Origin of the sequence: Paraburkholderia bannensis NBRC 103871 (assembly GCF_000685015.1) — a bacterium.
GTDB classification, from domain to species: Bacteria; Pseudomonadota; Gammaproteobacteria; order Burkholderiales; family Burkholderiaceae; genus Paraburkholderia; species Paraburkholderia bannensis.
The window spans coordinates 60,850-87,785 of record NZ_BAYA01000015.1; the positions used below are offsets into that span (position 1 = coordinate 60,850).

The following is a 26,936-nucleotide window of genomic DNA, read 5'->3' on the forward strand; positions in this document are numbered from 1 at the left end:
TTTAATGACCAAGAGAACGATCGAACTTAAACATCCTCGAGAGTTCTATATTGGCGGCAAGTGGGTGGCACCGTCCACCTCCGGCACTTTCGACGTACTCGATTGTTCGACGGAAGAAGTCGTCGCAACCGTGGCGAAAGCCGAATCGGCAGATATGCAGCACGCCATCCGCGCAGCACGCGAAGCCTTCGATAAAGGGCCGTGGCCGCGAATGACGCCGCAGGAACGCGCTGTCTATCTGGAGCGATTCGCGGAACGCCTTGAAGCGCTCAATGACGAATTTGCCCGCGTATGGTCGATTGAGACGGGAATCGTCTACAAGGTTGCCCAACCGCGCCTTGGCCTGTTTATCAGCGGCGCATTTCGCCAGTACGCCGCCATGGCATCGACTTTCTCGTTCGTCGAAGAACATCGATCGGTGACCGGAAATGCGGGCTATCGCGTCTACGAACCGGTCGGCGTCGTGGGCGAAATCATTCCATGGAATGGCCCAGCCGGTTTGATGGCCTACAAGACGGCGCCAGCGCTGCTGGCAGGCTGTACGCTGATCATCAAATCGTCGCCCGAAGCGCCCTGCTCGGCCTATCTGTTCGCCGAGATTTGCGAGGAGATTGGCTTGCCGCCTGGCGTGGTCAATGTCGTGACCGCCGATCGCGATGTGTCCGAAGAGCTGGTTCGCCATCCCGACGTGGACAAGATCACGTTCACGGGATCGACTGGCGCGGGCCGCCGCATCGCTTCCATCGCTGGCGATCGCGTGGCGCGCGTCACGCTCGAACTGGGTGGCAAATCGCCCGCCGTCATTCTCGACGATTACGACATCGAGACCGCCGCGAATGTGCTCGGGCCGTCCTATTTCGGCTACAACACCGGTCAGATCTGCCACAGCCTGACGCGCGTAATCGTTCCCCGTGCGAAACACGATGCAATGGTTGAAGCGTTGTCGGTTGCCGCCAGACGGATCGTGGTGGGCGATCCGTTCGCACCTGAGACGACGTCCGGCCCGCTCGCGACTGCACGGCAACGAGAAACGGTCGAGCGCTTCGTCGCCAGGGGCATCGCGGAAGGCGCAACGCTGGCAACCGGCGGCAAACGGCCAGCCGGATTGGAGCGCGGGTTCTTCTTCGAACCGACGGTGTTCGGCAACGTGGACAATCGTTCGACGATCGCGCAGGACGAAATCTTCGGCCCGGTGCTCAGCGTCATTCCCGCCGACGACGAAGCCAGCGCAATTCAGATGGCGAACGATACGCCGTTCGGACTGAATGCGGCAGTCTTCACAAACGATAGCGCCCGCGCGCTGGACGTCGCGCGGCAGATCCGTGCGGGTACGGTCGGCCACAACGGCCCGCGCACTGACTTCTCGATTGGCTTTGGCGGTTTCAAGCAGTCGGGCATCGGGCGCGAAGGTGGCGTTGAAGGCCTGACTGCCTTCATGGAGTCGAAAACCATCGTCATGGCTTGACCGCCTGCGTGTGCAATCCGGCGAGCGCTTCGCTTCGTCGGGTGGAATCGGGGCGGTCGCGCGAAAGGCGCCCCACGGGAGGCCGCCCCACGGAAGGCCGCCCCCTCGCACCGCACACGCTTGCGCATCGGCGTCATGCCGACCACGACAGTATTTCCTCAGGTGTAACCAATAGCCTAATCGCGAGGGCCCTCCAGCCCTCGCGCCATCGTATGGACGAGACATTTACTTCGACTCTCTTTGGTGCTGCCCCCGTCAAGCCACGACTCGAGAGCGCGGATGCGTCGCTGCGGCGGCTATCCAGGGCACTCGAGCGGATCAAGAGTCATTACACCGAGCCACTCAAGGTTGCTGAACTCGCAGCGCTAGTGGGAATGAGTCCTTCCGCGTTTCACGCGCATTTCAAGCTCGCCACCTCCCTGAGTCCGCTCAACTATCTCAAGACGCTACGCCTGGAAAAATCGCGCGACTTGATGCTGACCACCCTGCCACGCGTACATGACGCTGCACGCGCCGTAGGTTACGTCAGCGCTTCGCAATTCAGCCGCGAATACAGCCGCCTGTTTGGTGCGCCGCCGCTGCGTGACATTCGACGCCTGCGTGCCGCCATGAGCGACCGCCACTCCCAATAGCAGATCATGAAGCTAGCAGTATCCCGCATGCGTCTGTTCACGCTCAGACACCTGCGCAGGGACTTATTGCCCTGGGTCGTCGCGCTCGCAGTCGGCATCGACTATTTCGACAGCACGATCTTTTCGTTCTTTGTGAACTACATTGCCGGCGGCATCAATGCGTCCGCAGACGAACTTGTCTGGGCGGCAACCGCCTATGCGACCACATCCGTTCTCGGTATTGTCCAGCAGCAATGGTTAATTGAGCGGCTGGGCTTTCGGCTCTATCTTGCTGGCTGTTTGCTGATGTTCTCGCTGGGATCGCTCGCTGCGTCGCTTGCCGATTCGTCGATTGAACTCGCGATTGCACGCGGTTTTCAAGGCTATTTCATGGGGCCGATGCTGGGCACCTGTCGCATCATGCTGCAAACCTGCTTTACGCCGCAGGAGCGCTCGCCAGCCACACGCCTCTTCCTGACACTGATCCTGCTTGCAAGCGCACTCGCACCGTTGACCGGCGGTTATCTTGTCGCGCATTTCGACTGGCGCGCATTGTTCACGGCCTCCACGATAATGAGCGCCGTGTTGGTGTGTCTTGCCTTCGTCATCGTTCCGCACGTCGGAAAGCGGCCTTCCGAGCGACGGAGCGCGACGCACCTGTGGCCTTACCTCGTGTTCGCGACTGCCCTTGGCGCTTTGCAGATCGTCGCTCAACAGGTGCGTTTCGAACAACTCAGCAACTCTCCGCTGCTCGTCATCATGACGGCAACCGGTGGCTTCGCGCTCATCTGGTTCGCGTTGCACCAATGGCGCGACCCCAAACCCCTGGTGCGCCTGAATGCCCTGCGCGAGGGCCCATATAGAATCGGCATGGTGCTGTATGCGCTCTACTACATCATCAGCAACGCGCTCGGCTATTTGATCTCCCGGTTTCTCGACAGCGGGCTGGGCTATCCGGTCGAATATGCTGGCATGCTGGTCGGGCTGACTTCGCTAACGGCCATCCCGGTCGCTCTTGCCTACATTCGCTACTCGAAGCGCGTCACACTCAAAAAGTGGCTGATTGTTCCTGGGTTCCTGATCGCAGCGTTCATCGGCGCCTGGATCGCACGCTTATCGCCGGACGTCAGTACGCCGTGGCTTCTCTTGCCGCTCACGTTGCGCGGGCTCCTGCTGATGTTTATCGCCCTTCCCACCGGGAGCATCGCATTCCAGGTGTTTTCGAAGGACGAATTCACGCACGGCTACCGGTTCAAGAATATCGTCAAACAACTATCGTATTCACTATCGACGGCCTGCATCATCATCCTCGAACAGCATCGCCTGGCGCTTCATACAACACGTATTAACGAATTCGCGAGTGCCGGCAATCCCCTTTTTCAGAACACGCTGAATCTGGTGACGCACACGTACGAAGCCCTTGGGTATGACGCCGGCAATGCCCAGACGCTCGCGCTTTCCCAGCTGGCGCGGCTCGCGCTGCATCAGGCGGAATTCGCCAGCGTACTGGATGGATTTCAGCTCATGGCCGTGATCTCGCTATTGGGTGGCGCCATTGCCCTGTTCCAGCGGCATGTTCGATAAGACATCGATTGCGCATTGTTATGCGTACCAGTGCGTAAACCGCCTGGATTGGGGCTATCCCCGATGGCAGCCACTTGCCCGTCCGAATACATTATCTAACTAACGTTAGCTCAATAACCGGATCGGCGTGAAAACTCCTGTCACGTTGGCGGGCCTCGTCAAGGGCATCGCGAAGCAGTCTCTATCGGCTATCGCACCGTCCTGCAAACTGCACACGCAAACTCAGACAGCAATGGAAACCACCCCTATCTCACTCAGCCTGAAATCGGTTCGCGACGAACTGGATCTTCGGCCTGGCCGCTTATTGATCGATGGCGAGTGGCGCGCGTGGGACGATCAGAGGTTCGACCAGGTGCACCCCAGCACCAACGAAGTGATCGCTAATTTCGCCGATGCTGGCCCGCGCGGAGTCGAACAGGCCGTCGCGGCGGCACGGCGTGCCTTCGACGAAGGGCCGTGGCCGAAGATGCGCGCTCAGGATCGCAAGCGGATGCTTCAGCCCATCGTCGAACGTATCTACGCAGCGGAAAAGGAAATCGCCGAGCTTCAGACGCTCGACAACGGCGTCCCGTTCACCTTCAGCCGTCACTCGCGTCTGTCGCCCACCGCTGCCGCAGATATCTTCGACCACTTTCTCGGCTGGATTGACAAGATCAATGGCGAGACCTACCCGCAGTTTTCCAGCGCGTCGAATATGCAGTACATGACGTTCCGTGATCCGGTTGGCGTGGTCGCTGCGATCCTGCCTTATAACGGGCCGGTGATGACGTTCGCGATGAAGGTTGCGCCAGCGCTCGCGTGCGGCTGCACGGTGGTCGTCAAGCCGTCGGAGTACACAAACCTCGCGGTGCTCAGGCTCGCGGAAATCATCGCGCAAAGCGATCTCCCGCCTGGCGTATTCAACGTCGTCACGGGCGGCGCCGAAACAGGCATGGCGCTGTCGTCTCACCCGGGCATCGACAAGGTCACCTTCACCGGCAGCCCGGCTGTCGGCGAGCAGATCACGATTGCCAGCGTGTCGAACATGAAGCGCCTGTCGCTAGAGCTCGGCGGCAAGAGCGCCGCATTGGTGTTCCCCGACACGGAAAGCGTCGCCGCTACCGCCAGAACGCTGATGAGCCTGTGTTCGACATTCCTTTCGGGGCAGGTCTGTTCGACGCCGACGCGCGCCGTCGTGCACCGGTCGATCATGGACGAGTTCCTGCACCACGCCGCAGAGCAGGTCAAACAAGTGCGATTCGGCGATCCGTTCGATCCCGCCACCACGTCAGCCCCCATCATTTCAAGGCGTCAAAGGGAGCGCATTCTTGGTTACATCGACATTGGCAAACGGGAAGGCGCAGAGCTGAAATTCGGCGGAGGAACGCCCGGTGGCGCGCTGGCCGATGGCAACTGGATAGAGCCCGCGCTATTTGCGAATGTACGCAACGACATGACGATCGCGCGCGAAGAGATCTTCGGCCCGGTTCTCAGCGTGATTCCGTTCGAAACCGAAGAAGAAGCGATCCGTATCGCCAACGACAGCCCATTTGGACTGGCTGGCTGTGTCTATACCGCCAGCGTCAAGCGTGCGTTCCGCGTCGCGCGCGCAATACGCAGTGGTTCGATAGGAGTGAATGGCTATGCGAGTGCGCCCAATGCGCCGATGGGTGGCGTGAAGCGCTCCGGCGTGGGTCGCGAAGGCGGCTGGTCGACGATCGAGGCCTTCACCGAACTCAAGACCATCAACTTCAATCTCGACGACTGAGACAGCGACATTTCGCGGGAGCTTCCACTCATGACTGACACGTTCGACTATGTGATTGTGGGCGCAGGGAGTGCCGGCTGTGTGCTGGCTATGCGCCTGTCTGAGGCGGGTCACTCCGTGTGCGTCCTGGAGGCAGGCCCGCGCGACCGCAGCCCCTATATCCACATCCCGGCTGGCTACATCAAGAACCTGTTCAATCCCAAAGTCATCTGGGATTTCAAAAGCGAGCCCAATCCCGCCACGGCGAATCGCGCGCTCAGCCTGACACAGGGCCGCGTGCTGGGCGGCTCGGGCTCGATCAACGGCATGGTCTACAACCGCGGCCAGCATGCCGATTTCAACGGATGGGCCGAGCGCGGCAATCCTGGCTGGCGCTATGAGGACGTGCTCCCCTACTTCAAGAAGGCCGAGACGCGTATTGGCGAAGGCGACGATCGCTATCGCGGTCGCCATGGCCCGCTGCCGGTCACCGACCCTGTCCCGTCGAGCCCGCTATGCGATCTTTTCGTCGAAGCCGTGAAAAGCCTCGGCTTTCCCTATGTACGCGATCACAACGCCGAGGCTCAGGATGGCGTCGGGCCGTGGCAGTTCACGATTGACTCGCGCGGCCACACGATGCGTCGTATGAGTGCGGCCCAGGCCTATCTGCGCCCAGCGGTCAAGACCGGCCGCGTGGACGTTCGTCCAGACAGTCCAGCCACGCGCGTGCTGCTGGAGAACCGACGTGCGGGCGGCGTGCGCTATCGCGCAGGTGGCACCGGTTCGCCGGAGCGCGAGGTACGTGCGAGACGCGAGGTCATCGTCGCGGCAGGCGCGCTGAATACGCCGCGCCTGCTGCAGATTTCCGGCATCGGTGCGGTCGACCATCTGCATTCGATAGGCGTGAAGGTCGCAGTCAATCTGCCGGGCGTCGGCGCGAATCTATGCGATCACTACAACTTGCGCGTCGCTGCGAAAGTCAACGATATATCGACGGTGAACGAACGAGGCCGCGGGCTGCCGCTTGTCTGGGAAATCGCGAAATACTTCGCTGGTCGGCCGAGCATCCTCAGCATGGGGCCGGTGCCGATGCGCTTCTTTTTCCGATCGGATCCCTCATTGCCGACACCGGATTTACAGGTGTCGTTTACGCCTGGCAGCTATCGTGAAGGCTTGCCCGGCCTGCTCGACCATTATCCGGGCATGACGCTTGGCGGCCATAAGCAGCGTCCGGAAAGCCGTGGGTATGTAAAGGCCCTATCGACAAACATCGACATCGATCCGCTGATCCAGCCGAATTATCTGGCAACGCAGTCGGATCAGACGGCCATGATTGCGGTCGTGAAGATGGCGCGCAGGGTGTTGCAGGCGCGTCCTTTCGCGCCCTACTACGTCGACGAGATTTTCCCGGGCAACGACATCCGCACGGATCGGGAAATTCTCGACTTCGCTCGCGAGCGCGGCGGCACCGTGTACCACCACAACGGCACCGCGCGGATGGGCCCGGACAGCGATCCGTATGCTGTCGTCGACGCGCGCCTGCGCGTAAGAGGCATCGAGGGCCTGCGCGTTGCGGATGCCTCCATCATGCCCGCGCCGATATCCGGCGCAACCAATGCCTCCGTCATCATGATTGGCGAAAAGGCCGCGGACATGATTTTGCAGGACGCCGCCCAGCCGTTGCAACGCGGCGCAGCGCACCCGGCGAACGAAAGCGGCGCCACGACCGGGTGGGAAATGACGGCGCGCTCATGCGCGTTCTAGTCCGACGCTCGACGCTCCGTGCAGCCACGGTGCGTCAAGCGGTATCGAGTGCATCATCGCGCACGGGGAACCATCCCGCGGTCGCCTTGATCGCGCCCCATAGTTTGTCAGGAATGCGAAGCTCTGCGGGTTCACGGGTGAGATCCAGCGCGATATCGATCGCCGCGTCGCTTCGCATCCGGCTGAGTTCCACCCATTCCGGCGTCGTGGCCAGGCCTCGCCCCAGCGCCACCAGCGGCAAACCGAGCGTCAAGGCCTTGCGTGCCTGCTCCGGCTGGCCAATGCCACCCGCCGCGATCAGCGGCACACGCTGGCGGACACGCTCGACGATCTGCTCGATCGTGGTCTGATTGCCCGCATAGTCCTGCGGCTTGCCAGCAAGCAGGTCGTAGAGCGAAACGTGCAGGTAATCGATACCCATGTCGATCAGCCGATCCACCAACGCGAACGCGTCGCCGATCCGTAGTGCCCCTTCTCCCGACTCTTCCGGAGACAGGCGATAGCCCACGAGGAACGGACGTTCCGTATGCGCGGCTACGACGCGCTTGACTTCTCGCACCACTGCCAGCGGAAAGCGCAGGCGATTTTCCAGCGATCCGCCCCATTCGTCGGTGCGCTGGTTATACAGCGGAGAGAGGAAGTTCTGGATCAGGAACCCGTGTGCGCCATGCAGTTCCACACCATCGAAACCCGCTTCTATCGCGCGCCGCGTGGCTTCGCCGAACGCACGAATCACCGCCAGTATTTCGTCATGATCCAACGCCCGGCTGCTGTGCTGGCCGTCGTTGAACGGCCCGGGCGTCGCTTTCGTCGCGCTGGCGCTCACCATGTGTCCACCAGGGATCAAGCCATGCACAGCCTTGTTCCCCGCGTGAAATATCTGCAATACGGCTGGCGCGCCACCGCTTTTAGCAGCCTGCGCAAGCTGGCTCAAACCGGGAATATACCGATCATCGTAGGCGGCAAATTCGTGCGTGAAACCAACGCCGTTTTCCGTCACGTGCGTGCAACCGGTCAGCACCAGCCCGACAGCACCGGCTCGGGCACGATACCAGGCGAGTTCCTGATCGGAAACCGTCGCGTCCGCGTTGGCTGACCAGGTCGTCATCGGCGCCATGACAAGACGGTTGCGTAGCGTCATGCCGTTGGGAAAGGAAAATGCCTCGAACAAGGGATCGATTGTCTGAATCATGGGCTGCAATGACATCAAATAAGGTTGGTCGCCGTCGTTGTGCGATACACGATCGACCGCGCGACAGGGACACCGCATCGGCGGTGTCCCTGCACGGATTACAGATGTTCCTTGAAGAACGGCACCACGCTCTTGAGCGCCAGCGCAACCGGCTCGGGCTTGTCGTACAGGTCGTAATGCGACCAGCCTTCGGCCACGACGATATGCTTGTCCTTCGATGCCGCACGGCCGTAGATTTCCCAGCCATCGCGATATGCACCAAAAGCGCCGGGCTTGTCGCCGATCACCACCATCAGCGGCTGCGTGAGCAGCACTTCGGCATGCAGGAATGCATCCCAGCCCATCGCGGCGCTGTTGAACGAAAACAACCCACTGGTCGCGCCATTCGGTTTCTGTCCACGATCGGACTTGTAATAGTCCGTGGCTTCCAGCACGTCGATATCCGTCACGCCATTCTTGCGGCCTTCATCGACCGATGCAGGCAGATAGTTGATGACGTTGCGCGGCGCGCCCTTTGCTTCCGCCGTGCGCTGCTGGCCCATCGCCTCCAGCGCGCCGACGGGATCGAAATTGCTGAAACCCTCGCGAATCAGGCGGCCAAAGTTCACGCCGGTGATCGACGTCACCGCCTTGATGCGGTGATCGGTCATGGCTGCATGAATCGTATAGGCACCGCCGCCGCACACGCCGATCGCGCCGATGCGGTTCTCATCGACATAAGGCAGCGTGACGAGATAGTCGATGGCAAAGCGGATATCCGACACACGAATCGACGGATCTTCGATAAAACGCGGCGACCCGCCACTTGCGCCCTGGAAGCTGGCATCGAAGGCAACGACGACGAATCCTTCCCGCGCAAGCGCTGCACCGTAGACGTTGCCGGCGGTTTGCTCCTTGCAGCTGCCAATCGGGTGCGTGCTGACGATAGCGGGATACTGCTTCGTCTCGTCGAATTCGGGCGGCAAATAGAGGTCGGCCGCCGTATCCCATCCCAGGTTCCTGTAGCTAACGGTGCGAAAGTTACTGGCGTTCATGACGTGTCCTGGTTTTCAGTGACCGAGCGTGCGCTGGAAGAACGGCGCGAGTACGGAAACGGCCTCGTCGACATACTGCGGCACGTCGTACAGCGACATGTGGTTCGCGCCTTCGACAACGTGAAGCTGTTTGTCCTTGCTCGCGGCGCGAGCGAGCAGGTCATCGCTCATCCACTTGCTGCCGGCCACGCTACCCGCCACGATCTGCAGCGGTTGGGTCAGGAACGCTTCGGCCTTGTTGTAGGCGTCATAGGTGATGATCTGGTTGAGGCTGCGAGCCGTCATGAAGCCAGGCGCGTTGGGATGCTCGCAACGCGGTGTGTGGTAGTACTCCCACGCTTCGCGCAGTTCGGCGTTCGGGGCGTCTTCCTCGCGCATCGGTGCGAGCGGCAGCGTGGCCAGCTGCGCGTTGACGGCGTCGCTCGTGCGCGCCTGCGAACCGGCGCCAATGTAGGCAATCGCGTCCGCGTCCGCAACCGTGTTCTCCCAGCCATTGCGGAACATCTGGCCGATGTTGACGGCGCTCACGGTGCCCACGGCCTTGATGCGGCGGTCGTCGATCGCGGCGTTCGCGGTGTAGCCGCCGCCTGCGCAGATACCCATTGCGCCGATCTTCTCGGCGTCGACATACGGCAGCGTCACCAGATAGTCGATCACGGCGCTGATGTCTTCGGTACGGATGTACGGGTTTTCCAGTTGACGCGGCTCGCCCGTGCTCGCGCCCTGGTAGGACGCATCGAAAGCAATCGCCACGAGGCCGTTTTCCGCGAGCTTGCTGGCATACAGGCCAGCGGTCTGTTCCTTCACACCGCCGCCCGGATGCGCGACCACCACTGCCGCATACTTACGGCTGGCGTCGAAACCTTCCGGCAGATGGATATTGGCAGCCATCGTTACGCCCTGGCCGTTGAGGTTCTTGAAGGTAACGCTTTGCATGATCGGTTTGCTCCTGTGTGGGTAAGTCCGTTGCAATGGAGTTCATCATAGGCGCGTCTTTGGATAGGAAAAACCGCCTTTCCAACACATCAGTGTTAAGCTATACTTGACAATATGACGATTGAAGCCTCTCTCCTGCCCGCACTCGCCTCGTTTGTGAACATTGCCCGCCATCGCAGCTTCACCCGCGCGGCGACGGAAATGGAGGTGTCCCGTGCGGCGCTCTCGCAGCAACTCAAGGCGCTTGAACAGCAGCTCAACGTACGTCTGCTGCATCGCACGACACGCGATATGTCGCTTACGGAGGAGGGACAGCGTCTGTTCGACACGCTTGCGCCCGCGCTCGCGACGATCGAACGGGCGGTGGCTGGACTTGGCGAAGCCCATTCTGAACCCGCCGGGCAAATCCGCGTGAGCACGTCGCGCATCGCGGCGCGCCTGCTGCTGGAGCCGCACATGGCGGACTTCCTCGCACGCTATCCCAAGCTGCGTCTCGAACTCGCGATGAACGACGGTTTTTCGAACATCGTGGCAGAAGGCCTGGATGCGGGCATTCGTCTTGGCGAGAGTCTCGACGAACATATGGTGGCCGTGCCGGTCACCCCCATGCTGGAGATGGCCATTGTCGGCTCGCCAGAATACTTCGCGCGTCACGGCACGCCGGAAACCCCTGCCGATCTCATGCGCCACAATTGCCTCTCCTATCGATTCACGTCGAGCGGCACAATCGACCGCTGGTCGTTCACCACACCCGGCACTGAGGCCCAGACGGTGGTCTACGAACCGCAGGGCAACGCCATCTTCAACGACGACGACAGCATGCTGCGCGCGGCAATACAGGGCGTCGGACTCGTGCAGCACATCGACCTGTGTGTACGGCATCATCTCGCCAATGGGTCGCTGGTGCGCGTACTCAAGCCGTGGTGCCGCCCTTTTCCCGGCTTCTATCTCTACATCCCTTCGCGCGCGCAAATTCCTGCAAAAACACGTGCGCTGATGGACTTTCTGGTCACGCAACGCGAACAACTAGAACGAGAGCGTGAGTCGCTCTGATTCGCGTGCAACAGCGCTGAATGCGTCTTCCCCACTATAGGCAATTTAGCCGGGCTCGCATCGCTATCCGCAGCGTCTACCAAAGTACGGAACACGCGCACCACACGCATTGCGCCCGCCGATCACGGCGGGTTCAATGCATGTTGGTCCGTTCAAATCCGTTTTGGAATTCAGCATGCGATACGAAGAATTCGAGTACCTCCGGTTCGATCCCCAGCCCGACGGCGTCATGCTCGTTACGCTGAATCGCCCCGATTTCATGAATGCCACGAACAACCGGATGCACTGGGAACTGACCCAGGTCTGGGGCGTGCTCAACGACGATCTGCAGGTCAAGGCTGCAGTCATCACCGGCGCGGGCGACCGCGCGTTTTCCGCTGGTGGCGATCTCTCCGTCGTGGAAGAAATGTCGAACAGTCACGAAGCCACGATGCGCGTGATGAAAGAGGCCTCCGACATCGTCTACAACATGCTGGCCTGCGATAAGCCCATTATTTCGGCGATCAACGGCACGGCGGTGGGCGCTGGCCTCGCCGTGGCGCTGCTGGCCGACGTGAGTGTGATGGCGGAAGACGCACGCCTGACCGACGGTCATACGCGCCTCGGTGTCTCAGCAGGCGACCACGCCGCGATTGTCTGGCCGCTGCTGTGCGGCATGGCCAAGTCGAAGTACTACCTGATGACGGCCGATTTCATCGATGGCAAGGAAGCGGAGCGCATCGGCCTCGTCACGTTCTGCGCGCCTCGCATAGAAGTCCTGACGAAATCGCTTGCCATCGCGGCCAATCTCGCACGCGGCAGCCAGACCGCCATTCGTGCCACAAAAAAGTCGCTCAACAACTGGATGCGCCTCGCCGGGCCGATTTTCGACAATTCGCTCGCGATGGAAATGCTGTGTTTCCTCGGCGAGGATGTGAAGGAAGGGCTGGCCGCGCTGCGCGGCAAACGACAGCCTGAGTTTCCGTCGGCCCGCTTACCCTCGTAGCGCGCGGCCGGATTGCCCGACGCGCGATACTGCGCGTTTTACCTAACTAATAATAGTTAATAACATGAGACAACTCACCCTGCTGCTGGACGGTATGACGCATACCGAAGGCGCGCGCTGGCACGACGGACGCTTCTGGTTCAGCGATCTGTACTCCGAACGGGTTTGCTCGATCCTGGAGGACGGCAGCGACCTGCGAACCGAAATGCACGTCCCCGAGTGCCCTTCCGGCATTGGCTGGCTGCCCGATGGCCGCCTGCTCGCCGTCTCCATGCACGATCGCAAGCTGCTGCGGCGCGAGCACGATGGCGCGGTGGTCGTCCATGCAGACCTGTTCCCCCATCTGGAGTTCGAACCGAACGACATGGTCGTGGACGCACAGGGCCGCGCGTGGGTGGGCAATCTCGGCTTCGACGTCATGAAGCTGGCGCCGCGCCGCCCGGCCCGGCTGGCGCGCGTCGATCCGGACGGCACGGTCACCGTGGTCAGCGAAGGGCTGCATTTCCCCAACGGCCCGACCGTGATCGACCACCGCACGCTCGTGGTCGCCGAATCGTTCGGCAACCGGCTCTCGGCGTTCGATATCCAGCCCGATGGTTCGCTATCGGCGCGCCGGGACTGGGCGCGTTTCGGCCCGGTGCCGCAAAACGACGATGTGATCCAGTCGATGGCCGAAATCACCGTCGCGGCGGACGGGATCTCGCAGGTCGATGCCGAAGGCGCGATCTGGGTCGCCGACTTCACGAAGGCGCGCGTGCTGCGCGTGGCGCCCGGTGGCGACATTCTCGAAACGATCGAGACCGGCGATCGCAACTGTTATGCGTGCGCCCTGGGCGGCGCGGACGGACGCACGCTGTTCCTGTGCGTCACGCCCGCCGATTTCAACCCGGACGTGCGCCGCGCCAACCCGCTGAGCGCCGTGCTGTCCACTCGGGTCGACGTCGCCGTCGCCTGAGCGCATTACCCATTCACGTGGAGTCTTCATGACGGATTCATCCAACCCGGCTCAAGCAGCCCGCGCCAGGGCGCTCGCCTGGATCCAGCAAGGCGGCAAGCGCCTGCTCATCGGCGGACAGTGGATCGACGCGGCATCGGGCAAGACCTTCGAGGTCATCAACCCGGCGACCGAAGAGCGGCTCTGCCATGTGGCCGAAGCCGACAGCGCCGACGTCGATGCCGCTGTGATCGCCGCGCGCAAGGCCTTCGAGGCGCCATCCTGGGCCGCACTGTCACCGCACGCGCGCACCCGCGCGCTGCTCAAGATCGCCGACAGGATCGAGCAGCACATCGACGAACTGGCCGCGATCGAATCGCTCGATAACGGCATGCCGCTCTGGTTCGCCCAGGGCGCGGTGACGGCCACGGTCGACATCTTCCGCTACTACGCGGGCTGGTGTTCGAAGGTGCTGGGCAGCACGATCCCCTCGGACGGCAGCACGCTCATCTATACGCTGCGCGAACCGCTGGGCGTGTGCGGCCAGATCATTCCGTGGAACGTGCCGATCCTGATGGCATCGATCAAGTTCGCCAACGCGCTGTGCTGCGGCAACACGGTGATCCTCAAGCCCGCCGAACTGGCGTGCCTGACCTCGATCCGTCTCGCGGAGCTGATCCAGGAGACCGACCTGCCGCCTGGCGTCATCAACGTGCTGCCCGGTTTTGGCGCGACGGCGGGCGCCGCGCTCGCCCAGCACCTGGGCGTGGACAAGATCGCGTTCACGGGCTCCACGGCCATCGGCAAACAGATCGTGCGCGACGCCACGTCGAACCTGAAGAAAGTGACGCTGGAACTCGGGGGCAAGGCGCCCAACGTGGTCTTCGCCGACGCCGACATCGAAAAGGCCGTGCAGAGCGCCGTCAAAACCTTCTGCGGCAACTCGGGCCAGGTGTGCTCGGCGGGCACACGCCTGTTCGTGCAGGAGAGCATCCACGACCAGGTGTCGGAGCGCGTGGCGCAACTCGCGGCCACGTGGAAGGCCGGCGACCCGTTCGCCGCCGATACGAAGCTCGGGCCGTTGATCTCGGCGAAACAGCGCGAGCGCGTCTGGTCGTACATCGGCGCGGGCCAGGAAGGCGGCGCGTCGCTGCGCCTGGGCGGCAACGGGTGGAGCGGCGCTGGCTACTTCGTTGAACCCACCGTGTTCGACAACGTGCGCAACGGCATGCGCATCGCACAGGAAGAGATCTTCGGCCCGGTGCTCTCAATCATCCCGTTCAAGGACGAGGAAGACGCCGTGCTGCAAGGCAACGACACGAGCTACGGCCTGTCCGCCGCCGTCTGGACGCGCGACGTATCGCGCGCCCACAAGGTCGTGCGCGCGCTGAAGGCCGGGCGTCTGTGGATCAACACGTTTGGCGAGTCCGATCCGGCGATGGCATTCGGCGGCTACAAGCAATCGGGCTGGGGGCGCGAGTTCGGTCAGGAATCAATCGAGGCCTACACGCAGACGAAATCGATCATGGTCCGCATGTGAGCGCGGCTTCCCAAAACATACATCAAGGAGACACGCCGTGGATATGAGCACGCCTGCGTTCGTACAAGGCACGAAAAAACTGCTGATCGGCGGGCAATGGGTTGAACCCGGTTCGGGCCAGTACATCGAGGCCATTAACCCCGCCACGGGCGAGCGGCTATGTCAGATCGCCCGTGGCGATGCCCAGGATGTCGACCGCGCCGTGGCCGCCGCACGCCGGGCCTTCGAAGGGCCGTGGAGCCGCTTCACGGCACACGAGCGGCGCAAGCTGCTGCTGCGCGTGCACGACGTCATCCTCGACAACTTCGACGAGCTGGCGCTGATCGAAACGCTCGACATGGGCGCGCCGCTTGCGCGCACGCGTGGCTACAAGGAATGGCTTTCGCAGCTATTGCAGTTCTATGCCTCGCAGACGGGCGCGGGCACGGTGGCGGCTAGCCCGCTGTCCATTGCGCCAAATTTCACAGCGCTCAAGCAACTGATGCCAGTGGGCGTGGTCGGCGGCATCATCCCCTGGAATGGTCCGCTGATGGGCCTCTGGTGGATCTACGGCCCGGCGCTCGCCACCGGTTGCACCGCCGTGCTCAAGCCCGCCGAGGATGCGTCACTGTCCTCGCTGCGTGTGTCCGAACTGATGATGGAGGCCGGTGTTCCCGACGGCGTCATCAACGTCGTCACCGGCTATGGCAAGGACGTGGGCGAAGCGCTGGCCGGGCATATGGGCGTGGACCGCGTGGCCTTCACGGGTTCGGTGGGCACGGCGCAGGCGATCGTGCGGGCGTCGGCAGGCAACCTCAAGCGGCTGCAACTCGAACTGGGCGGCAAGTCGCCCGACATCGTGTTCGCCGATGCCGATCTCGACAAGGCCGTGCCCGGCGCGTCGATGGGCGTGTTCACCAACACGGGCCAGGTCTGCGTGGCGGGCACGCGCATTCTCGTGCAACGCGCCGTGCATGACGAATTCGTGCAGCGCATGGCCGCGTTCGCCAAAACCATCAAGATCGGCGACGGCCGCGAGCCGGGCACCCAGATCGGCCCGCTGATCTCGCAGCGCCAGCTTGAACGCGTCATGCACTACGTGGACATCGGCGGCAAGGAGGCCGAACTGGTTCATGGCGGCCGCCGTCTTGGCGGTGAACTGAACAAGGGCTTTTTTGTCGAGCCCACGGTCTTCGCCAACGTGCGCAACAACATGACCATCGCGCAGGAGGAGATCTTCGGCCCGGTGGCATCGGTGATTCCGTTCGACTCCGTGGAGGACGCGCTGCAACTCGCCAACGACACGCCTTATGGCCTCGCGGGCGGCGTGTGGACGCGCGACCTGTCCACCGCGCACAAGGTCTCGCAGGGCATCCGCTCGGGCACGGTCTGGGTCAACTGCTATGGCGTGATCGATCCGGCCGTGGGTTTCGGCGGCACGAAGATGAGCGGTTATGGCTGGAAAGGCGGCAAGGAGCACGTGGAAAGCTTCCTCTACCCCAGGGCCACTTACATCAATCTGGACTGACTGGACTAACGATAGACGCGGCCACGTCACGGACGCCGCGCATTCCAGTCACGAAAACAATTCAGGAGACACACATGAAAGGCATCGTTTTCAGGGGCGACAGGAAACTCGACATCCTCGATTTCGACGACCCCACGCCCGGCCCGCTCGACGCGGTCATAGAAATGAAAGCGTCGGGGATGTGCGGCAGCGATCTGCATTTCTATCGCAACAAACCGGCCGACGTCATCAAATCGCTAGGCTTCAAAGACCTGGCGTCGCGCGGCATGTCGGAGGACACGCCGATCATCGGCGGCCATGAGCCGTGCGGCCAGATCGTCGCGCTTGGCGCGGCGGTCGATGCGCGCGCCTTCAAGGTGGGCGATCGCGTCGCGGTATTCCACTACGAAGGCTGCCAGCACTGCGACCACTGCCGCACCGGCTGGACGCAGATGTGCAGCCACGGCGCAGATATTCACGGTGTCATCAAGCACGGCGGCCACGCGCACTACATGCGGGTGCCCGTGACCTCGCTCGTGCATTTGCCCGATGAGGTTTCGTACGCCACGGGGGCCGCCGTTTCCTGCGGCACCGGCACGGCCTGGGGCGCACTGCTGCGCCTGAACATCAGCGCGCGCGACACGCTGGCCGTGTTCGGTCTCGGGCCAGTCGGGCTCTCGGCGGTGCAACTGGCGGCGGCGATGGGCGTGGAAGTCATTGGCGTCGATATTTCCGCCGAACGCGTCGAACGCGCCAGGGACTTCGGCGCGGCACACGTGGTGGACGGCAGCAAGGAGGATCCGATCGAAGCCATCCTCAAGCTGACCGGCGGCCTGGGCGCGACCTGCGCGATGGACTGCGCGGGCGGCGACATCCCGAAGCAGCAAGCGGTGCGCTGTACGCGCCCGTGGGGACGCATCGCCCTGGTGGCCGTCAGTGGCAATCTCAACGTGGACGGCATGAAGGACGTGATCGGCAAGCAGCGCACGATCGTCGGCTCGTACACGATGTCCGAAGTCAGCATGAAAGACTGCATTCACTTCGTCGCCGATCACGGCGTGGACGTGGACAAGCTGTTTACCGACCGCTGGAAGCTGGAGCAAGCCGACGAAGCCTATCGTCTGTTCGACGGCCAGGCGGGCGGCAAAGGCGTGTTCCTGTTCTGATTTCCCGAACTCCCAGACGCATCCAGAAAGCAAGGAGACAAGCGTGACCACCGTGCACGACACCTCATCCACCACTCCGGCGAACTGTCCGCCGTTAGAGCAGGAAGTCGTTCGCTTCATTCAGGAACTGAAATACGAGCATCTCGACGCAGACGCACACGCTGGCTTGAACCGGCTGCTGCGCGACCAGATCGCCTTGCAGATCGGCATATCGAAGATGCCCTGGTCGGAGCAACTGCTCAAATACGCCAGGGCGCAGCAGCGGCTGGGCAAGAGCCGCGTGAGCGCCTCGGCCGTGACGATGAGCGCTGCTGACGCCGCGTTCGTGAACGGCTCCTATGGCCACGGCTTCGAATACGACGACGCGCACGGGCCCAGCTACAGCCATCCGGGTAGCTGCGTGATCCCGGCGGCGCTCGCGATTGGCGAGGAACTGGGCTCGTCGCTCGAAGACGTCCTCACGGCGATGGTCGCCGGCTACGAGGTCTACGCGCGCCTGGGCGTGCTGGCCCAGCCCGATCTGCTGCAGCGCGGCTTTCATCCGCACGGCACGCTCTCGAATTTCGGCGCGGCTGCTGTCGCCGCCAAACTGCGCGGCTTCGATGCGGAAACCACGCTGCACGCGCTGGCGATTGCGTTGAGCCACGTCTCGGGCACCACCGAGTACACCTCCACCGGCGGCTCCATCAAGCGCATCCACGCAGGCATCGGCACGCGCAACGGCATGCAGGCGGCCGACATGGCGCGTGCAGGCATCACCGGCCCGCGTGCGTTCCTGAGCGGCAACAAGGGATTTTTCCGCACCTTCCTGCAGCGCGCGGCGGGTGATGCGCCCGAGCGACGTTTTGCACTCGACCAGCCGTTCGAGGTGAGCACGGTCTGGCTCAAGGCGTATTGCGCGTGTTATTGCACGCATGCCTATATCGACGCGCTGCGCCCGTTCGCTACGCGCCGCGACGATATCGCCGACGTGCATCTGAAGATCACGCCGCACTTCAACGTCGTGGTCGGGACGGCCAATGCCAACGCCTATGAGCCGAAGAACATCGAGCACGTGCAGTTCAGCCTGCCCATCCAGGCCGCCTTCACCCTGCTCGACAAGGGCAACGGCTTCCTGATCCACCGTGACTATCTGGCGGGGAACGTCGATATGGCGCCCGTCATCGCGATGGCTCGTAGCATCCGCGTCAGCGAAGAGCCAGCACTGGAAAAGCAGTATCCCGGCCGATTCGTGGCCGACGTGACCGTAACGTTCAAGGACGGCCACGCGGAACATGTGTTCGTCGAAGATCCGATCGGCACCGACCGTAATCCAATGCCCGAGCAGGAACAGGACGCCAAGTTCATGGAACTGACCCGCGATATTCTGGGTGAAGGGCGCGCCCAGAAACTGCTGACGACGCTGCGTACACTCGACCCCGCGATGCAGACTGCCCAACTGACTCAGATGTGGGCGATGTAACGACAAACGGCTGGTCGAGCAGAATACACCTGCCCGCCAGCCGTTTTCTCTTGAACCCCGGCTTTACATGCCCGAGTAATTCGGGCCGCCACCGCCTTCAGGCGTAACCCACACGATATTCTGCGAAGGGTCCTTGATATCGCAGGTCTTGCAATGCACGCAGTTCTGCGCGTTGATCTGCAACCGCTGTCCCCCTTCCTCGCTCTCCTCGACAAATTCATACACCCCCGCCGGACAATAGCGCGCCTCCGGCCCGGCGTAGCGCGCCAGATTGAGCAGCGTCGGCAGGCTCGCATCCTTGAGCGTCAGATGCGCGGGCTGATTCTCCTCATGATTCGTATTGCTGATGAATACGCTGGACAGGCGATCAAAGGTCAGCTTGCCGTCCGGTTTGGGATAGACGATGGGCTTGCATTCGCTCGCGGGCTTCAGATATGCGTGATCGGGCTTGTGACGGCGCAGCGTCCACGGCATGCGGCCACGCAGCACGAGTTGCTCGAAGCCGTTCATCAACGTGCCGGTCTTCAGGCCATATCTGAACCAGTTCTTGAAGTTGCGATCCTTCTTCAGTTCGGTGTACAGCCAGCTTGCCTCGAAGGCTTCAGGATAGGCCGACAGTTCGTCATGCCGACGCCCCGCTACGACGGCGGCATAAGCGGCCTCGCCCGCCAGCATGCCGGTCTTGATGGCGGCGTGACTGCCCTTGATACGGCTGACGTTGAGAAAACCCGCATCGCAGCCCACCAGCGCGCCCCCCGGAAAGACGAACTTCGGCAACGCGCCGATACCGCTCGCGTTGATGGCGCGCGCGCCGTACGACAAGCGCCGCGCGGTGATTTCGCCCTTGTCGTTCTCGAAGTAGCGGCGAATGCGCGGATGCGTTTTCCAGCGCTGGAATTCCTCGAACGGACCCAGCCAGGGATTGCTGTAGCCGAGCCCCGTCACGAAACCCACCGCGACCCGGTTGCCGTCCAGGTGATAGAGGAAGCCGCCGCCATAGGTCGCGTTGTCCATCGGCCAGCCGGCGGTATGCATGACCTCCCCCGGCCGATGCTGCGCCGGATCGATCTCCCACATTTCCTTGATGCCGAGCCCGAAGCTCTGCGGATCGCGCCCCGCGTCGAGCCGGAAGCGCTCGATCAACTGCTTGCCGAGGTGGCCGCGCGCGCCTTCGGCAAAGATGGTGTAGCGCGCATGCAGTTCCATGCCCATCTGGAGGTTAGCGGTGGGCTCGCCGTTCTTGCCGATGCCCATGTTGCCCGTCGCCACGCCCTTGACCGAGCCGTCGTCGTTGTAGAGCACTTCGGCGGCTGCGAAACCGGGGAAAATCTCGACGCCGAGCGACTCGGCCTGCTGCGCCAGCCATCGGGTCAACGCGCCCAGGCTGATGATGTAATTGCCGTCGTTGTGCGCGAACGGCGGCAGCAGCAGATTGGGCACGCGCCATGACGATTGCTCGCCGAGAAACACATACGCGTCCTCGGTGACGGGCTGGTTCAGCGGCGCGCCAAGCGCCTTCCAGTCGGGAAACAGCTCGCTGAGCGCGCGCGGATCCATGATCGCGCCGGAGAGAATATGCGCGCCAGGCTCCGAGCCTTTTTCGAGCACCACCACGGATACGTCCTGGCCGTTTCCGGCGGCAAGCTGCTTGATGCGAATCGCCGTGGCGAGGCCGCCGGGGCCCGCCCCGACGATCGCCACGTCGTACTCCATGGATTCACGAGGGCCGAACTGGGCCAGAAGGTCTTTGCTGTTCATTGCTTTCTACTCATGTGGGACGGTCGTGCTTTGTCGATTGCACGCTTGATTTCACGCTTGATTTCACGCTCAAGCCAGCCAGGATCAAATGACGTTGCGCTGCCGCAGTCCGGCGATGGCCTGGGCGTCGTAACCGGCAGCGGCCAGAATCTCGTCGGTGTGCTCGCCCGTCAGCGGAGCCCGCGTGCGGATCTCGGGCGGGGTGCGCGACAGCGAGACAGGCGTGGCGAAAATCGGCACCTTTTTCGGCGCGCCGGGGTAGTCCATCCAGTGAATCAGATTGGCGGCTTCGATGGTCTTGTCCTGGAGCGCCTCGCGCGGCGAATTGACAGGGCCAGCGGGAATGCGCGCGCGTTCGAGTTGCGCCAGTGCTTCGGCTTGCGAGAGATCCAGGCACCACGCCGACATCACCTCGCTCAGAAACTCGCCGTGCTCGCCGCGCAGCCGGTCATCGGCAAAGCGTGGATCGTCGAGCAGTTCGGGGCGGCCTACGAGTTGCGTCCAGCGTTTGAACATCGGGCGCCCGATCACCTGAGTAATGAACCAGCCGTCTTTCGCCTTGAAGATGTCCGAGGGCGCGTAGCTGGACGCGCGGTTCAGCGTGGCGGCGCGGTCGAGGCCCAGCAGCGCTTCCTCGATCAGCGCGCCGCTGGCCATGTTCAGCCCCGTGCACAGCAGCGATGCGCTCACCTCCTGCCCCGTCCCGCTGCGCTGACGCTCATAAAGCGCGAGTACGGTGCCCAGCGCGCAGGAAAAGGCGGTGGCGAAATCCACCACGGGCACCATCGCCTTTTGCGGCTGATCCGGCGTACCCGCGATATGCACCGCGCCGCTCAACGCCTGGCCCACACCGTCGAAGCCCGGGCGGTCGCGCACCGCCTCGCTGTTGCCGAACGCGTTGGCGGCCACGAGGATGATGTCGGGCTTGATGCGGCACAGGCTCTCGTAGTCGAGCCCGAGGCTCGCGAGCGTGCGCGGCGGCATGTTGGCGATCACCACGTCGGCGTCGGCCACCAGCCTGCGCACGATCTCGCGGCCTTCCTCGCTATCGAGATCCAGCGTCATGGAGCGCTTGTTGCGGTTGACCTGCAAAAACAACGCGCCTTCACCCTGTTCCGTGACAGGGACGATGAAGCGGTCTTCGCCGCCGCCCACGCGGTCGATGCGGATGACTTCGGCGCCATAGTCCGCCAGCAGCGCCGAGCAGTACGGCCCGGCAATAAAGCGGCCAAAGTCGAGAACCTTGATTCCTTCAAGCACTTTCATTGTTGTCTCGCGTGAAGACCGGCCCGACCCGAAGTCAATGACCGATCACGTTGAATTCCGATTGCAGTTCATGCGCCATCGCCAGCAGACGCGGCCCCAGTTCGCGCGTGACGCGCGCGCGGCTCATGACGCGGCTCGCGCCGATGCAGACCAGCACAAAGGGCGCGTTCCCCTCCAGCAGAACGGAAGCGGCCAGGATGCCCAGCTCCGGCTCCCATTCGCCGATCGCGGTGCAATAGCCCGTCTCGCCGACCTGCGCGATGCCCTCCAGAACACGGCGGCGAAGCCTCGCCCAATCGCGCGGCGTGCGCCTTTCGACGTTCTCGAGCAGATAGCTGCGCTCCAACTCGGGGAGCGCTGCGAGCAGCGACCAGCCCATCGGCGACAGCGCGATGCCGACCCGCATGCCCACATGGAGCGGCAACATGAACGGCGACGCCACACTGCGCCGGCATTCGAGCACGACGAGATCGAGGCGGTCGCGCACGGCAAGACACACATGCAGCCCGTGCTGGTGCGCAAACGCCGCCATGCGCTGGGCCGCCAGCCGCTGAATGGCCGAATGCGCGATGGCCGGATAGCCGAGGCCCAGCACGGCCGCGCACAGCCGGTACTTGCGCTGCACGCTGTCGTACCTCAGATAACCCAGGCTCGCGAGCGACTGGGTGATCCGCGACACCGTGGAGGGCGGCAGCCCCGTGCGTTGCGCGAGCTGCCCGTTGCCCAGCCAGCGCTCCTGCGGCCCGAAGGCCGCAATCAGCGCGAGCGCACGCACCAGCGGCGTGACCACCTTGGTCCCTGGTGAGCGGCTCAGTGCAACCGACAACCGCTCCGCTGGCGCATCGGGCAGCGCGATCTGCACCTCGCTCAGCGGCTGGCCGACGCTCATGATCTGGTCTGCGTCAGGCCGAAGGCGCCACGGCGCGCACTTCGTCGAGCGCGGCGGGATTGTCGAGCGACGACAGATCGCCCGGCGGCAAACCGCAGTACACGCTGCGGATCACGCGGCGCATGATCTTGGAGCTACGCGTCTTCGGCAACTGCTCGACCACATGCACGCGGCCAGGCCGGAACGGACGGCCCAGGCGCTTGTCCACGTGGCTGGAAACAGCGGCCTCCAGATCTGGGCGCGCGCTCGACGAGCCGGGCTTCGGCACCACGAAGACGACGAGCTTCTGCCCCTTCTGCTCATCCGCCACGCCGATGGCCGCTGCCTCGGCCACGTCCGGCAGTTCGAGCACCACCTCCTCGACCTCGGCCGGGCCAAGGCGCTTGCCCGCGACCTTGAGCGTGTCGTCGGAGCGTCCCATCATGAAGTAGTTGCCATCGGCCGTGCGCAGCGCCAGGTCGCCGTGCACCCAGACGCCTGGGATGGTCTGCCAGTAGGTTTCCAGATAGCGGTCGTCATCGCGCCAGAACGACTGCGTCATGCCGACGAAGGGCGCGCGAATTGCCAGCTCGCCCACTGCGCCAGTCACGCTGTTGCCCGCCGTATCGACCACATCCACCGCCACGCCGGGCGAAACCGTGTTGAAGCCGCTGGGCGGAATCGGCCGGATCGGCACGCTCGCCAGCAACGCGCCCGACGCCTCGGTGCCGCCGGTGTAGTTGATGACGGGCGCCGTGCCGTCGCCGAAGCGTTGCAGGAACCAGTTGAAGTGCTCCGGCGCGATGCCCTCGCCCGCCGTGATGAGCAGGCGCACGGTGGAGCGCTCGCCCTGCAGCGCCTGCGCCTCGTGGCTCGCCATGCCGCGGATCAACGTGGGTGCGGAGCCGAAGTGGGTGACCTTGTGGCGCTCGACCACGCGCGACATGCGCGACCAGTCGGGATAGTCAGGCGCACCGTCGTAGCACACCAGTGTCGCGCCGCGCAGCAGCGCGCAGCCCAGCACGAGGGTGCCCGCGATCCAGCCCATGTCAGCGGGCCAGCAGTACACATCGCCGGGATGCACGTCGAAGTGGATCAGCGAATCGTGTGCGATCTTGATCGGGAAGCTGCCGTGCGTATGCACGACGCCCTTGGGCTTGCCCGTCGTGCCTGAGGTGTAGATCACCATGAACGGCGTGTCGGGCGTGACTGAGACAGCCTCAGTACCCTGGCCGCGCGCGGCGCTCGCCGTGTCCTGCCAGTCGAGGTCGCGCGGGTCGGCCGCATGCTGGGCGGCTTCTGCCTCGGCGCGCTTCCAGATGACGTGCTCGACCAGCGGCAACTGACGCCACGCGTCGCGCAGCGCGCCCTCCACATCGACCCGCTTCGTACGGCGCGAAAAGCCCGTGGACGCGATGACCATGCGCGCCTCGGCGGCTGCCAGGCGGGCCACGATCGCATCGACGCCAAAGCCGCTGAAGAGCGGCACGACCAGCGCGCCCAGATGCACGATCGCCAGCAGGGAGACCGTGGCCTCGATGCCGTTTTCCATCAGCAGGCCAATGCGGTCGCCGCGTTTGAGGCCGCGCTGCGCGAGGCCCGCCGCGAAGTCGCGCACGCGCGTCTCCAGTTCCGCGTAGGTCAGCGCGCTAACGCTGCCGTCCTCGCGCTCGGCCACGACCGCCTTTTGTTGCGCCGTGGCGGGATGGCGGGCCCATGCATAGATCGTGTTGACCCAGTTGAGCCGCCCGCCCGGGAACCAGCCCGGAAACTGCGGCCCGCGCGACAGATCCACGTAGGCCGTGGGCGGCTCGTCCCAGACGAACGCGCACTCGCGCATGACGGTAGTCCAATAACGCTCGGGCTCATCGATCGACACGCGCATCAGTGCTTCATACGAGGGCACGTCCAGCGCCCGCATCAGCTTCACGATGCCGGCGTTCTGGAGTTCGCGCTCGCCCGGTTGCCACACGTGGCTTGATTCAGGATTGCTCATGATCTGTATTCCGTCTTCGATGTTTTATACGGCGCGCTCGACGATCATGGCGATGCCCTGGCCGCCGCCGATGCACATCGTCTCCAGGCCATAGCGCGCCTTGCGGCGCTGCATCTCGTGCAGCAGCGTGGTCATGATGCGCACGCCCGTCGCGCCCACCGGATGACCCAGCGAAATGCCCGAGCCGTTGACGTTCAGGCGATCTTCCAGCGCCTCCATCGAACTGCCCCAACCCGAGACGCAGGCCAGCGCCTGGCAGGCGAAGGCTTCGTTGAGTTCGATCAGATCCATCTGGTCGAAGGTCAGCCCCGTGCGGGCGAGCAGCTTCTGCACCGCAGGCACCGGGCCGATCCCCATACGCGCGGGGTCGCAGCCCGCCGCCGCCCAGCCGACCAGCCAGCCCATCGGCGTCAAGCCCAGTTCTTCGAGCTTGTCTTCCGCGACGATCAGGCAAGCGGCGGCCGCGTCGTTCTGCTGGCAGGCGTTGCCCGCCGTGACCACGCCGTCCTTCATGACGGGCTTGAGCCTGGCGAGGCTCTCTGCCGTCGTCTCGCCGCGCACGCCCTCGTCCTTGCTCACGATCACGGGGTCGCCCTTGCGCTGCGGCACGGCCACGGACACGAGTTCCGCGTCCAGCTTGCCCGCCGCCTGAGCCGCCGCCGCGCGCTGATGGCTGCGCGCAGCGAAGCGGTCGGACGCTTCGCGCGAGATGCCATATTCGCGCGCCAGCGTCTCCGCCGTCTCGATCATGCCGCTGATGCGGCCAAAACGCTCCTCCGGCTGCGAGCGCTCGCGGCCGCGATCCAGACGGTCATGAAATTTGACCGAGCCCGCGCGTTTGCCCCAGCGCATATCGGTGGTGTAGTACTCGACGTTGCTCATGCTTTCCACGCCGCCCGCCAGCACGACATCGGCCGCGCCGGTCTGCACCATCATGGCCGCCGTGGCGATTGCCTGCACGCCGCCGCCGCAGCGCCGGTCGAGCTGCATGCCCGCCACCTCGATCGGCAGGCCGGCCTGCAATGCGACCCAGCGGCCCGTGCACGGCGTTTCCCCGCTGGCATAACTCTGGGCGAACACGACGTCGTCGATTCGCGCTGCGTCGATGCCGGTGCGCGACACGATCTCGCGCGCCACGGTTGCGCCCAGTTCCTCGACGGGAACGCCCTTCAACGCCCCGCCGAATGCGCCCACGGGCGTGCGCAGCGGGGAGACGATGGCTGCTCGTTTCATTTGAATTGCCTCTTGAATCACTGAAGAGTTTCGACGCCAGCGCCGGTTTGCCCTGCGCTGGCCGTTGTCATGAATGTTCGTCCTGAACGTCGATGCGCGTTCGCAATCAGCCGTAGCGGCCGCCCGTGACGTGCAGCACTTCGCCGCTGATGAAGCCCGCGCGCTCACTGGCGAGAAACGCAACGGCGTCGGCGATATCGTCGGGGCGTCCCACCCGCTTGATCGGCTGCGCGGCCACGGCGCGCTCCTTGATGGTTTCGTAGGTCGGCAGCGCCTGCACCATTTCCGTTTCCATGAAACCCGGCGCCACGCAGTTGGCCGTGATGCCGTAGCGGCCTTCCTCCATCGAAAGCGCCTTCGCCATGCCGATCAACCCGGCCTTCGCGGCGGAGTAATTCGCCTGCGTCGGGTTACCCAGATGCGCGCGCGAACTGATGTTGATGAGACGCCCCCAGCCCTGCTCGATGAAATGCGGCATGACTGCTTTCGCGGCCAGAAAAGCACCCTTGAGCATGACCGTCATGACAAAGTCCCAGTCGTCCTCGCTCATCTTGACGAGGTACTTGTCGCGCGGCGCGCCAGCGTTGTTGACCAGAATATGCACGCCGCCGAAATGCGCCACGGTTTCATCGACCAGACGCTGCACGTCGGCGGCCTGTGTGATATCGCCTACCACGCAGTGCGCGGCCAGGCCTTCGTCCCGCAGCGTTTTCGCGGTCGCCTGCGCGAGTTCCCCGTTGATATCGGTGATAACGACGCTCGCGCCTTCCTGTGCGAGCCTGCGCGCCGTGGCGGCGCCCAGTCCGCGTGCCGAACCGGTGACAATCGCCACCTTGCCGCTCAAACCCAGATCCATTTTCCAGACTCCTAACTATTG

General features: G+C 63.6%; 21 protein-coding genes. 12 read left to right on the forward strand and 9 right to left on the reverse strand.

Annotated elements, in window-relative coordinates; genetic code table 11:
• The first annotated feature begins 4 nt into the window (after positions 1-4).
• The 5 genes from BBA01S_RS22595 to BBA01S_RS42225 all read left to right on the forward strand — a co-directional run bounded on the left by BBA01S_RS22595 (position 5) and on the right by BBA01S_RS42225 (position 7,150).
• The gene (locus tag BBA01S_RS22595) at positions 5-1,465 is read left to right on the forward strand and encodes an aldehyde dehydrogenase (protein WP_027818444.1); all 1,461 of its coding nucleotides are present in this window, start codon (positions 5-7) and stop codon (positions 1,463-1,465) included.
• 212 nt (positions 1,466-1,677) lie between these two features.
• Positions 1,678-2,097, forward strand: coding sequence for a helix-turn-helix domain-containing protein (locus BBA01S_RS46015; protein WP_084162439.1), 420 nt, complete (start codon positions 1,678-1,680; stop codon positions 2,095-2,097).
• Positions 2,098-2,103: 6 nt separating this feature from the next.
• Positions 2,104-3,660 carry an MFS transporter gene (locus tag BBA01S_RS22605; protein ID WP_027818446.1) on the forward strand — a complete coding sequence of 519 codons (1,557 nt, stop codon included), beginning with the start codon at positions 2,104-2,106 and terminating at the stop codon, positions 3,658-3,660.
• A gap of 232 nt (positions 3,661-3,892) precedes the next feature.
• Entirely contained in the window at positions 3,893-5,407 is a 1,515-nt protein-coding gene (locus BBA01S_RS22610) for an aldehyde dehydrogenase family protein (protein WP_042297709.1), read from the forward strand.
• A 30-nt stretch (positions 5,408-5,437) separates the two neighbouring features.
• Positions 5,438-7,150: a GMC family oxidoreductase gene (locus BBA01S_RS42225; RefSeq protein ID WP_084162441.1), complete on the forward strand. Its 1,713-nt coding sequence runs from the start codon at positions 5,438-5,440 to the stop codon at positions 7,148-7,150.
• A gap of 34 nt (positions 7,151-7,184) precedes the next feature.
• On the opposite strand, the gene BBA01S_RS22620 is transcribed toward BBA01S_RS42225, so the two are convergent.
• The 3 genes from BBA01S_RS22620 to BBA01S_RS22630 form a co-directional block, all read right to left on the reverse strand.
• A complete protein-coding gene (locus tag BBA01S_RS22620; RefSeq protein WP_027818448.1) occupies positions 7,185-8,342 on the reverse strand; it encodes an NADH-dependent flavin oxidoreductase in 1,158 nt (385 codons plus the stop codon).
• A gap of 98 nt (positions 8,343-8,440) precedes the next feature.
• The gene (locus tag BBA01S_RS22625) at positions 8,441-9,376 is read right to left on the reverse strand and encodes an alpha/beta hydrolase (RefSeq protein ID WP_027818449.1); all 936 of its coding nucleotides are present in this window, start codon (positions 9,374-9,376) and stop codon (positions 8,441-8,443) included.
• Positions 9,377-9,391: 15 nt separating this feature from the next.
• A complete protein-coding gene (locus BBA01S_RS22630; RefSeq protein WP_027818450.1) occupies positions 9,392-10,312 on the reverse strand; it encodes an alpha/beta hydrolase in 921 nt (306 codons plus the stop codon).
• Positions 10,313-10,426: 114 nt separating this feature from the next.
• On the opposite strand from BBA01S_RS22630, the gene BBA01S_RS22635 reads away from it, so the two are divergent.
• From BBA01S_RS22635 to BBA01S_RS22665, 7 genes are all read left to right on the forward strand, one after another.
• The gene (locus BBA01S_RS22635) at positions 10,427-11,365 is read left to right on the forward strand and encodes a LysR family transcriptional regulator (RefSeq protein WP_027818451.1); all 939 of its coding nucleotides are present in this window, start codon (positions 10,427-10,429) and stop codon (positions 11,363-11,365) included.
• 175 nt (positions 11,366-11,540) lie between these two features.
• Positions 11,541-12,350 (forward strand): enoyl-CoA hydratase/isomerase family protein, encoded by an 810-nt coding sequence (locus BBA01S_RS22640; RefSeq protein ID WP_027818452.1) that lies wholly within the window; start codon positions 11,541-11,543, stop codon positions 12,348-12,350.
• A 64-nt stretch (positions 12,351-12,414) separates the two neighbouring features.
• Complete coding sequence (locus BBA01S_RS22645) at positions 12,415-13,305, forward strand: SMP-30/gluconolactonase/LRE family protein (protein WP_027818453.1); 891 nt, start codon at positions 12,415-12,417, stop codon at positions 13,303-13,305.
• A gap of 28 nt (positions 13,306-13,333) precedes the next feature.
• Complete coding sequence (locus BBA01S_RS22650; protein WP_027818454.1) at positions 13,334-14,824, forward strand: aldehyde dehydrogenase family protein; 1,491 nt, start codon at positions 13,334-13,336, stop codon at positions 14,822-14,824.
• A gap of 43 nt (positions 14,825-14,867) precedes the next feature.
• A complete protein-coding gene (locus BBA01S_RS22655) occupies positions 14,868-16,331 on the forward strand; it encodes an aldehyde dehydrogenase family protein (protein ID WP_042297710.1) in 1,464 nt (487 codons plus the stop codon).
• 74 nt (positions 16,332-16,405) lie between these two features.
• Positions 16,406-17,476: a zinc-dependent alcohol dehydrogenase family protein gene (locus BBA01S_RS22660; RefSeq protein WP_027818456.1), complete on the forward strand. Its 1,071-nt coding sequence runs from the start codon at positions 16,406-16,408 to the stop codon at positions 17,474-17,476.
• 52 nt (positions 17,477-17,528) lie between these two features.
• A complete protein-coding gene (locus BBA01S_RS22665) occupies positions 17,529-18,938 on the forward strand; it encodes an MmgE/PrpD family protein (RefSeq protein WP_027818457.1) in 1,410 nt (469 codons plus the stop codon).
• Between the two features lie 63 nt (positions 18,939-19,001).
• Here the strand turns inward: BBA01S_RS22665 and BBA01S_RS22670 are convergent, their stop codons facing one another.
• The 6 genes from BBA01S_RS22670 to BBA01S_RS22695 all read right to left on the reverse strand — a co-directional run bounded on the left by BBA01S_RS22670 (position 19,002) and on the right by BBA01S_RS22695 (position 26,915).
• Positions 19,002-20,696: an electron transfer flavoprotein-ubiquinone oxidoreductase gene (locus BBA01S_RS22670; protein WP_027818458.1), complete on the reverse strand. Its 1,695-nt coding sequence runs from the start codon at positions 20,694-20,696 to the stop codon at positions 19,002-19,004.
• An 84-nt stretch (positions 20,697-20,780) separates the two neighbouring features.
• On the reverse strand, positions 20,781-21,962 hold the full coding sequence (locus BBA01S_RS22675) for a CaiB/BaiF CoA transferase family protein (RefSeq protein WP_027818459.1): 1,182 nt from the start codon (positions 21,960-21,962) through the stop codon (positions 20,781-20,783).
• Between the two features lie 34 nt (positions 21,963-21,996).
• Positions 21,997-22,851 carry an IclR family transcriptional regulator gene (locus BBA01S_RS22680; protein WP_027818460.1) on the reverse strand — a complete coding sequence of 285 codons (855 nt, stop codon included), beginning with the start codon at positions 22,849-22,851 and terminating at the stop codon, positions 21,997-21,999.
• Positions 22,852-22,864: 13 nt separating this feature from the next.
• Positions 22,865-24,826, reverse strand: a complete 1,962-nt coding sequence (locus BBA01S_RS22685) for an AMP-binding protein (protein ID WP_042297711.1) — start codon at positions 24,824-24,826, stop codon at positions 22,865-22,867.
• 24 nt (positions 24,827-24,850) lie between these two features.
• Complete coding sequence (locus BBA01S_RS22690; RefSeq protein WP_027818462.1) at positions 24,851-26,059, reverse strand: acetyl-CoA C-acetyltransferase; 1,209 nt, start codon at positions 26,057-26,059, stop codon at positions 24,851-24,853.
• Between the two features lie 106 nt (positions 26,060-26,165).
• Positions 26,166-26,915 carry an SDR family NAD(P)-dependent oxidoreductase gene (locus BBA01S_RS22695; protein ID WP_027818463.1) on the reverse strand — a complete coding sequence of 250 codons (750 nt, stop codon included), beginning with the start codon at positions 26,913-26,915 and terminating at the stop codon, positions 26,166-26,168.
• Between the last annotated feature and the right edge of the window lie 21 nt (positions 26,916-26,936).